Source organism: Pseudonocardia sp. (assembly GCF_050246655.1).
In the GTDB taxonomy this organism is placed as follows: domain Bacteria; phylum Actinomycetota; class Actinomycetes; order Mycobacteriales; family Pseudonocardiaceae; genus Pseudonocardia.
In genome coordinates this window covers 1-8,761 of sequence record NZ_JBFWVQ010000172.1, presented here as the reverse complement: position 1 = coordinate 8,761, position 8,761 = coordinate 1, and the positions used below count along the sequence as shown (strand labels likewise).

Below are 8,761 nucleotides of genomic sequence, written 5' to 3'. Positions count from 1 at the left end.
CGCCGAGGGTGCGGCTGGACACGGTCATCCCGGACGGGTAGGACAGCACTCGAAGCTCCTGGTTGGACGGTCTGGTCTCAGCAACCGCTCGTCTACCAGGAGCTTCACCCATTCGTGGCCACGCCACACCGCACCCGCCCTGACCAGCCCGACCGCCAGGTTGGCAAAGACTCACTGCTCGATGGCCTGGCGCACGGTGATGTTGGACTTCGGCTGCTTGTCCTCATCGACCTGCGCCTGGAGCCGTGTGACGGCCTTCTTCGCCCCGTCGTAGGTCTTGACCGTCTCGCGAACGTAGCGTGGTCGGCCGGTCAGCGGGTCCGTGCCGGCGTAGACGACGGCTCGGTGCGAGCCGCTCGGCAGCTGCTCGATGAAGCCGCGGGACCGCCGCTTACGGGGTGGCATGGAGTGATCGTAAGTGCGTTCATCCCACGAACCATCCCACGTGGACAAGCGGTTTGCGATCGTGAACGGCGTTTCCGCTGGTCAGCGGGTGGTGCCCCCGGCAGGATTCGAACCTGCGCTCCCGCCTCCGGAGGGCGGTGCTCTATCCCCTGAGCTACGGGGGCCGTGTGCCGCCAACCCTAGCGCACCCCCGCCGCGACCCGTCGGGGGTGGTCAGGTGCGCGCGACCGCGAAGACCCGGCGGAACGGGAACCAGGTCGTACCGTCGGAGCGGGCAGGGTAGGCCGCACGCAGGCGGCGCGCGAGCTCGGCGCGGAACGTCGCGTAGTCGGCCTCGGGCAGGGCGTCGCGGACCGGGCGCAGCGCCGTCGAGCTGACCCAGCGCAGGACCGGGTCCTCGCCGGTGAGTTGGTGCAGGTACGTCGTCTCCCAGACGTCGACGTGTGCGGCGACGCCCGCGAGCACGTCCGCGTACTCGGCGGGCGAGGCCACGGCTGCGCCGAGCGCCGGCACGGCGGGCGCCAGGTCGCGTGGAAGCGTGTGCGACGGTGCGGCGAAGTTGGCCGGAACCTGCATCGCGAACCACGCCCCGGACGGCATGGCCCGAAGCCACTTCGGCAGCAGGTCGAGGTGCCGCGGCACCCACTGCAGCACCGCGTTCGTGACGACGACGTCCGCGTCCGGCGGGGGCGTCCAGCGGGTGACATCGGCCTGTTCGGCATCGACACCCCGCTCGCGGGCCGCGGCGACCATCTCCGCCGACGAGTCGAGCGCCGAGACCAGCGCGCCCGGCCAGTGGGTGCGTAGCACCTCGGTGAGGTTGCCGGGGCCGCACCCGAGGTCGACGACCCGGCGAGGGGTCGTCGCTGCGATACGGGCGAGCAGGTCGTGGAAAGGCCGCGCGCGGTCGTCGTCGAAGGCGAGGTAGAGCGACGGGTCCCAGACTGTGCTCACTCAGCGCACCGTACGCGCGTACTGTCCGACGAACCGTCAGCCCACCGGCAGCGCCAGGTGCGTCTGCCCCGCGGCGTCGAGGCTGACCCACAGCGGGCACGGGTCCTCCATGAGGTCGTCGCCGAGACCAGCTGTGCGAGCTGCTCGGGTCGATCTGCCCCGTCCGGGTCCCCGCTGCCCGGATATGTCGGTGGCACGTCCTACCCTGCGGCGCGGGAGGTGAGACCGTGAGCGATCCGGTGGCGTTCGGCATCGACGCCTTCACACTCGACGACCGCATGCGGTTGTTCCACTTCCTCGCCGCCGAGAAGCGCACGTCGTACCTGTGGCTCCTGCGTGCCTTCGACCGGGCGCGGGCCAACTATCAGGTGTTGCTCCACACCCCCGACGTCGCGGTGCACCTCGAGGAGTTGGCCGCCGAGCACCCGGACTGCGCCCTTCCGGACGATCTCGCCGCGGCTCTGGACGCTCTCGTCGCCTGGGGCAACCTCGACCGCGGCCAGGACGCCGCGCGGGCCGCGACGGTGCAGGAGTACCGCAACCGGCACTCCGTCTACCAGCTCACCGACGCCGGATACCGTGCCTATCGGGCCGTCGAGCAGGTGCTGGCCGCCCGGCTCGACGACGCCACGCTCTCCCGTCTGGTGTTCCCGGACATCCTCGCCGACCTGCGGGCGCTGGTCACGGCCGCCGCGATGGGCGACGCGGAGGAGGTGTACCGCAAGCTCACCCGGCTCGATCGGGCGCTCACAGACATGGCCGAGCGCGCCGCGCGGTTCTACCTGCTGCTCGGGGAGCTCGGCCGCTCGACCGACCACCGGGCCGAGGTGTTCCTGCATCACAAGGACGCCCTCCTGGCGCACATGCGCGAGTTCCACTCCGAGCTGCTGAGGTACAGCCCCCGCCTGCGGGCGGCCACGCACGCCGTCGCCGCCACCGGTGTCGAACGGCTGCTGGAGATGGCCGCCGAGGCCGACGACCGGCTGTTCCGGACCCCCGCCGAGAGACTGGCCGACTGGCAGCACCGCTGGGCGGGTCTGGTCGCCTGGTTCGGGGCGAGCCAGCCGCCGGCCGAGGCCGACCGGCTGCAGCAGGCCACCGTCGCGGCGATCGGTGACGTGCTGGCGATGCTGCGTCGCGTCACCGAAGCCCGCCGTGGCGGGGTGAGCCGGGAGTCACAGCTGCGCCACCTGGCCGCCTGGTTCGCGGCCCTCCCGTCCGACGACACCGCCCACGCGCTCTACGACGCCACGTTCGCGCTGCGCACGCCGCGGCATCTCGGGATCGCGCACGACGACCCCGAGGCGATCCCGACCCGTCGCACATGGTGGGAGGCACCGGCCGTCGAGGTGTCGCGCACGCTGGTGGAGACCGGGAAGCCGGGCAGCCCGGGGCGCCCGGCGGCCGTCCAGCGCAACGAGGGCGCGCGGCGCAGGCTGCGGGAGCAGCAGGTCGCCGACGCCGGGGAGCGGCGGGCGGCGGCGGCTGCTCTCGCCACGGGCGGAGCGCACGGGCGGGTCCTGTCCGAGCCCGAGACCGTCGTCCTGCTGGCGCTGCTCGACCGCGCGCTGGGCGCCCGCGCGCCGCTGCGCGCTGCCGTTCGCGCGGCGGGGTCGGCGTACGGGGTGCGGCTGGAGCTCAGCCCGTGCACGGGAACGAGCACGGTCCGCACCGTGCGCGGGCTGCTGCACCTGGACGGCGTGCAGCTCGCGGTCCGTCCGCTGGCCGGGCCGGGGCCGCGGCCACTCGCGCGCGACGTCGTGGGCAGCGAGCCGGTGGGGGTGGGGTCGTGACCGACCGCGTGGCCGCCGGCGTGCCCGACATCGAGCTCGCGGACTACCAGCGCGCGTTTCGCACGGTCCTCCGGCACCCGCTGATCAGCTCGCGGTACCCGGACGCGGCCGCGCTGCCCTTGGTGCGCCGCTGGTCGACCCAGCTGCGCGCGGATCTGGCCGCCGCGCTGGGCTACCGCCTCGAGCTGACGGCGTCCTCGGCGCGGCTGATCCGGACCATCGACGATCTCGACTCGCGCCGGCCTGCCCGAACCCGCTCCGGGCGGGTGTTCGACCGCCGCCGCTACGCCTACCTCGCTCTGGTGCTCGCGGCACTCGGCCGGGCCGGCATCCAGGTCACGCTGTCCGAGCTCGCCGACGTCGTCGCCGCCGACGCGAACCGGATCGCACGGCTCGGGCTCGACACCGGTCGCGGTCCGCACCGCGCGGCATTCGTCGACGTCGTCACCTGGCTGGAGGAGCGGGGTGCGCTACGGCTGGCCGACGGATCCGCGCGGGCCTGGGCCGACGACCCGGGCCGGGCCGAGGCGCTCTACGACATCGACCGCGACGTGGCGCTGGCCGTGCACCGGCCGGGCCGGGTGCTCAACCACCTCGGATCGGTCACCGGGCTCCTCGCCCGCGACGTCGCGGCCGGGCGGGACAGCGGCCGCCGCGACGCCGGGCAGCGGGCCCGCCGGGCGCTCGTGGAGCAGCCGGTGGTGCTCGTCGAGGAGGTCGACGCCGGTGTCCGCAACGTGCTGCGCACGTCCGCGATCATCGCCGACGTCACCCGGCTCACCGGGTGTGCGGTCGAGCGGCGCGCCGAAGGGCTGGCGCTGATCGACACGGCAGGCCTGGCCGAGCGGCGGTTCCCGGCGAGCGGTACCGTCGCCCAGGCCGCGCTGCTGCTCCTCGGCGCGCTCGCCGATCGGGTCGCCGACGTCGACGACGCGCCGCTGCCCCTGCACATCGCGCCGCCCCGGTCCGAGGTGCGCGATGCGTTGGCCGCCGAGATCGACCGCGGGCGCCCGGTGGGCGACCTGCTCGTCGAGTTCGCCGGCGAGCGCGGCACGCCGGCGCAGCCTCAGGCCGGCGGCACCGGATCCGGCACCGACGCCGAGGGCGACACCGACGTCGTCCCCACCGGGCGTCCGCTGGTCGGCGACGGCTGGCTCGCCGCCACGATGGCCGAGCTCGTCACGTCCTACTCGCGGGCGTTCGGCGCCGAGTGGCGGGCCGACCCGCCACGGCTGCTCGCCGCCGCGCTCGACGTGCTGGCCGCGCACCGGTTCGTCGAGCCGGTGCCCGGCGGGGTACTCGTGTTGCCGCTGGTCGGCCGGTACCGCAACGTCGTCGTACGCATGAGGCCACGCCGCAGCGCGGGCGGGCCGTCCCTCTTCGACCCGGAGGATCTCGCATGACGGCGATCGCGCCGGCCCGCACGCGGTTCCGGCCCACCCGCGCCGGCATCGTCAACCTGTGGGACTACCGCGACGAGGAGTTCGTGTTCGCCGGTGGGCGCCTCGTGCTGCGCGGGCCCAACGGCTCCGGCAAGACGAAGGCGCTGGAGGTGCTGTTCCCGTTCGTGCTCGACGGCCGGATCGAGCCGCGCCGGCTCAACCCGTTCGCGTCGGAGGACCGCACGATGCGGTCCAACCTGCTCTATCGCGGCCAGCCGTCGGGCTACGGATACGTGTGGATGGAGTTCGTGGGCTCCGGTGCGGCGGTCACGGTCGGGATCGGGCTGCAGGCGGGCCGGCACACTGACCGCGTCAAGCGCTGGTACTTCGTCGTCGACGGCCGCGTCGGCGTCGACTTCTCGCTGCTCACGCCGGACGACCGCCCGCTCACCCGCGCCCAGCTGATCGCCGAACTGGGCTCCGAAGCGGTGCGCGACACCCCTTCCGAGCACCGCGCGGCCGTTGACGCGCGCCTGTTCGGGCTCGGCCGCGAGCGGTTCGAGCAGCTGCTCACCCTGGTGCTGACGCTGCGCCGTCCGCAGCTCGCGAAGAACCTCGACCCGGCGAAGCTCTCGGACACCCTCACCGACGGCCTGCGTCCGCTCGACGAGGACCTGCTCGCCGAGGCCGCCCGGTCCTTCGACGACATGGAGGCGGTGGCGCGCACGCTCGACGGCCTGGTCCGCGCCGACGACGCCGCCGCCTCGTTCCTCACCGCCTACACCACCTACCTGCGAGGGCAGGCACGCACCGCGGCCGACGCCCTCACCGGCCGCCGCGCCGCCGTCGCGCACTGTGTCGCCGACGTCGCGGGTGCACGGCAGCGGCTCGACGCCGCGCAGGTGGCCCGGGAGGTCGCGGCGGCCCGGGTACGGGACGCCGAGACCGCCGCCGCGGCCGTGCGCGCCCGCCTCGACCAGCTCAAGGCCAGCACCGCCTACCAGGCGCACGAGCAGCTCGCCGACCTGCAGAAGCTCGTCGCGGAGCTGGGCCTGGTGCTCGACGGGGCCCGGAGCCGGCTTGCCCGGCGGGCGGAGCAGCGACGACAGGCCGAGACGGCGGCCTCCCGGGCCGGCGAGCACGCCGCCCGCCTCCACGCCGAGGCCGGCCGGGTGGCCCGCGAGCTCGCCGACGACGCCGCGGCGGCCGGTGTCGCGTGGGACGCCGACGACGCCGAGCCGGGAGGTTTCGACGAGCGGGTGGCCGCCCGGGTGGCGGCGCGGGAGGACGACGTCCGCGCGGTGCAGGCTGCGGTCGGCGAGCTGGGGCGGGCCGAACACGCCCGCCGGGCGGCGGCGGAGGCCGCCGATCGGGCCGATCGGGCTGTGGCCGGGGCCACGGCGGCCGAGGAGCAGGCCGGGGCGAGCGTCGAGCAGGCGCGTGCCGAGGCTCGCAAACGGCTGGCCGCTTGGGCCGACCGGCACGCCGCCACCGTCACCGAACTCGCGGTCCCGGGCCTGGTCGAGGCGCTCGCCGGCGCCGTCGACGCGGCCGGTGAGTCCGACACGGCCGACCCGCGCGCCGTGTTCGCCCGGTCCACCGCCGGTCCGGTGCAGGCCGCCCGCGACGAGCTGGCCGCGCTGAGGGCGGAGCGCCGCCGGCAGGCGGACGAGGTCGCCGACCTGGAGGAGCGGCGCCGGGCCGTCGCCGCCGAGCGCGACGACGCCCCGGGCGCCGCGCCGACCCGGTCGGCGCCGCGTACCGGGCGGCCGGGTGCGCCGCTGTGGCGGCTCGTCCGGTTCACCGACGCCGTCGACGGCGCGGCGGCCGCGGGGCTGGAGGGTGCGCTGGAGGCGGCGGGGCTGCTCGACGCATGGGTCCATCCCGATGCCGGCTCCACCGCCGCTGCGCTGGCCGCAGTCGAAGCGGACGGCTACCTGGTGCCGCTACCCGCCGCCGGACGTCCGGAAGGGCCGACGCTGGAATCGGTGCTCGAGCCGGAGGACACCGACCTGGTCCCGGTCGAGCGGGTCCAGGCGGTGCTCGGCTCGGTCGCGCTGCTCCCGCCCGGGTCTCCGCCGGATCCCGGGCGCGCCTGCGTCTCGCCGCAGGGGCTGTTCGGGCAGGGGGTGCTGGTCGGCGGGTATCGCAAGACTGTCGCCGGGTTCGTCGGCGCCACAGCACGTGCGCGACGTCGGGCGGCGCGGCTCGCCGAGCTCGACGGCCTGCTCGCCGTGGCCCGCGCCCGGATCGACGATGTCGACCGGATCGTCGCGCGCACGCAGGCGGTGCTCGACGCCGTCACGGCGGCGGCGGCCGAGCTGCCACGGGTGGGCCCGATCGTCGAGGCGGTGCGCCGCCACGACCAGGCGGCGGGACTGCTGCGCGGGGCCCGCGAGGCCGCGGACGCCGCGCGGGCGGTGCTCGACCAGGCCGTCGGGGAGGTCGGCGCGCGCGACCGGGAGCTGCGCCGGACCGCCGCCGAGCGGGTGCTCGCCCCGGACGCGGTCGACGTCGTCAGTGGGGCGCTCGTCCGGTTCGGCAGGGCGGCCGCGCGACTCGGCGGCGTGCGCAGGCAGCAGGACGACGCCGCCGAGGCCGTGGCCGAGGCCCGCGGCCGGCTGGAGCAGGCCCACGACGACGAGTCCGTCGCCGCAGCGGACGAGGAGCGCGCGGCCCGTCGTTCGGCCGAGGAGTCCGAGCGGCTCGACGTGCTGCACCGCACCATGGGCGCCCAGGCCCAACAGGTGCTGGCGGAGGTGGCCCGGGCGGAGGCGGATGTCACCGCCGCGGGCGCCGAGCGCTCGGCCGCAGCCGACGCGAAGGAGGAGGCCGCCGGCGCAGCCGCGCGGGCCGAGGCGGAGCGCGACGCCGCAGGCTCGGCGCTGCGCCTCGCCCGGACGGAGGAGCACACGGCCGCGCACCGGCTGGAGCCGTTCGCCGATGACGACGTGCTGCGGCTCCTGCGTTGCCCGGCCGGGTTGTGCTGGCCTGTGCACGAGGACTGGGTCCGCGGCGACCAGGCGGACGGGACCGGTGACCTCCTCCCGGACGCCGTGGTGGCGCTGCACGAGGCGATCCTCGCCGCCACCGGGGAGCTCCGGCCCACCGAGGCGTCGGTCAAGCAGGCGACCACCCGGCTGGACAACGCCCTGCGGGAACTTTCGGCAGAGCTGTCCGCCGCAGGCCACGACTACCGACCCGAGTGGGGGAGCGCGAGTGGGATCATCCTGGTGCGTGTGATCGACGAGCGCGGCCCTGCCGCGATCGGCGCGTTCGCTGGGCGCATCGCGCAGGCCCGCCGGGACCAGGAGCAGCTGCTCACCGAGTCGGAGCGCCGGGTGCTCGAGGATGCGCTGCTCAGCCAGCTGGCCCGGCAGATCCACGAGCGCACCGTGGACGCCCGCGACCTGATCGCGCGGATGAACGCCGAGATGCGGGGACGCCGGATGTCGTCGGGCCTGACGATCGGCGTGCGGTGGGAGCTCGCGGACACGCTCGTCGACGAGCACCGCGCCGTCGTCCGGCTGATGGAGCGTGACGCCGCCGGGCTGGGGCCCGACGAGCTGGGGCGGATGCGGATGTACTTCGCCGGTGCGATCAAGGCGGCGCGGGCGGCGCGGCCCGATCGCGGCTACCGCGAGCTGCTCGGCGAGGTGCTCGACTACCGGCGCTGGCGAGCCTTCGCGCTCTTCCTCCATCCCGCAGGCGGCGGCGAGGAGCGGTTGACCCGCGCCCGGCACGGGCAGCTCTCGGGTGGTGAGCAGTCGGTGTCGCTGCACCTGCCGCTGTTCGCCGCCGCGCACGCCATGTTCGACTCCGCCGACCAGGCGTGCCCCCGTCTGCTCGCGCTGGACGAGGCGTTCGCGGGGGTCGACGACAAGGGCCGCACGGAGCTGTTCGGGCTGGCCTCCGAGTTCGACTTCGACCTGGTGATGACCGGTTACGACCTGTGGGCGACCTACGCCACCGTGCCGGCCGCCGCGCACTACGACCTGTCGCACTCGCCGGCCGAGCACACGGTCAGCGCGTTGCTGATGGTGTGGGACGGGTCCGGCACCGACGCCGACGTCGATGGCGAGCTGGCCGTGTCCCTGGGCTCGCCGCAGACCCGACGCCGGCCCGGTCGGGGCGGCGGGCTGCTCGACGAGCTGGAGCCCGACCCGGAACCCGAGCCCGACGAGGCGGAGTGACGACCGAACCGGGATGGGAGCGGCTGCTGGCGGC

The 8,761-nt window shown here is 75.4% G+C and carries 5 protein-coding genes and 1 tRNA gene; 3 read left to right on the top strand and 3 right to left on the bottom strand.

Going from position 1 to position 8,761, the window contains the following annotated elements:
* Positions 1-171: 171 nt before the first annotated feature.
* From AB7J25_RS28965 to AB7J25_RS28955, 3 genes are all read right to left on the bottom strand, one after another.
* Entirely contained in the window at positions 172-405 is a 234-nt protein-coding gene (locus AB7J25_RS28965) for a hypothetical protein (RefSeq protein WP_428514261.1), read from the bottom strand.
* A gap of 89 nt (positions 406-494) precedes the next feature.
* A tRNA-Arg gene (locus AB7J25_RS28960) sits at positions 495-569 on the bottom strand.
* A 49-nt stretch (positions 570-618) separates the two neighbouring features.
* On the bottom strand, positions 619-1,359 hold the full coding sequence (locus tag AB7J25_RS28955; RefSeq protein WP_428514259.1) for a trans-aconitate 2-methyltransferase: 741 nt from the start codon (positions 1,357-1,359) through the stop codon (positions 619-621).
* Positions 1,360-1,586: 227 nt separating this feature from the next.
* On the opposite strand from AB7J25_RS28955, the gene AB7J25_RS28950 reads away from it, so the two are divergent.
* Genes AB7J25_RS28950 through AB7J25_RS28940 form a run of 3 tightly spaced genes read left to right on the top strand, consistent with a single transcriptional unit; the run spans position 1,587 to position 8,727 of the window.
* Complete coding sequence (locus tag AB7J25_RS28950) at positions 1,587-3,152, top strand: TIGR02677 family protein (RefSeq protein ID WP_428514257.1); 1,566 nt, start codon at positions 1,587-1,589, stop codon at positions 3,150-3,152.
* On the top strand, positions 3,149-4,555 hold the full coding sequence (locus AB7J25_RS28945) for a DUF2398 family protein (RefSeq protein ID WP_428514255.1): 1,407 nt from the start codon (positions 3,149-3,151) through the stop codon (positions 4,553-4,555). The genes AB7J25_RS28950 and AB7J25_RS28945 overlap by 4 nt, the downstream gene beginning before the upstream one ends.
* Positions 4,552-8,727: a TIGR02680 family protein gene (locus AB7J25_RS28940; protein WP_428514253.1), complete on the top strand. Its 4,176-nt coding sequence runs from the start codon at positions 4,552-4,554 to the stop codon at positions 8,725-8,727. Before AB7J25_RS28945 ends, AB7J25_RS28940 begins: the two co-directional genes overlap by 4 nt.
* Positions 8,728-8,761 lie beyond the last annotated feature (34 nt).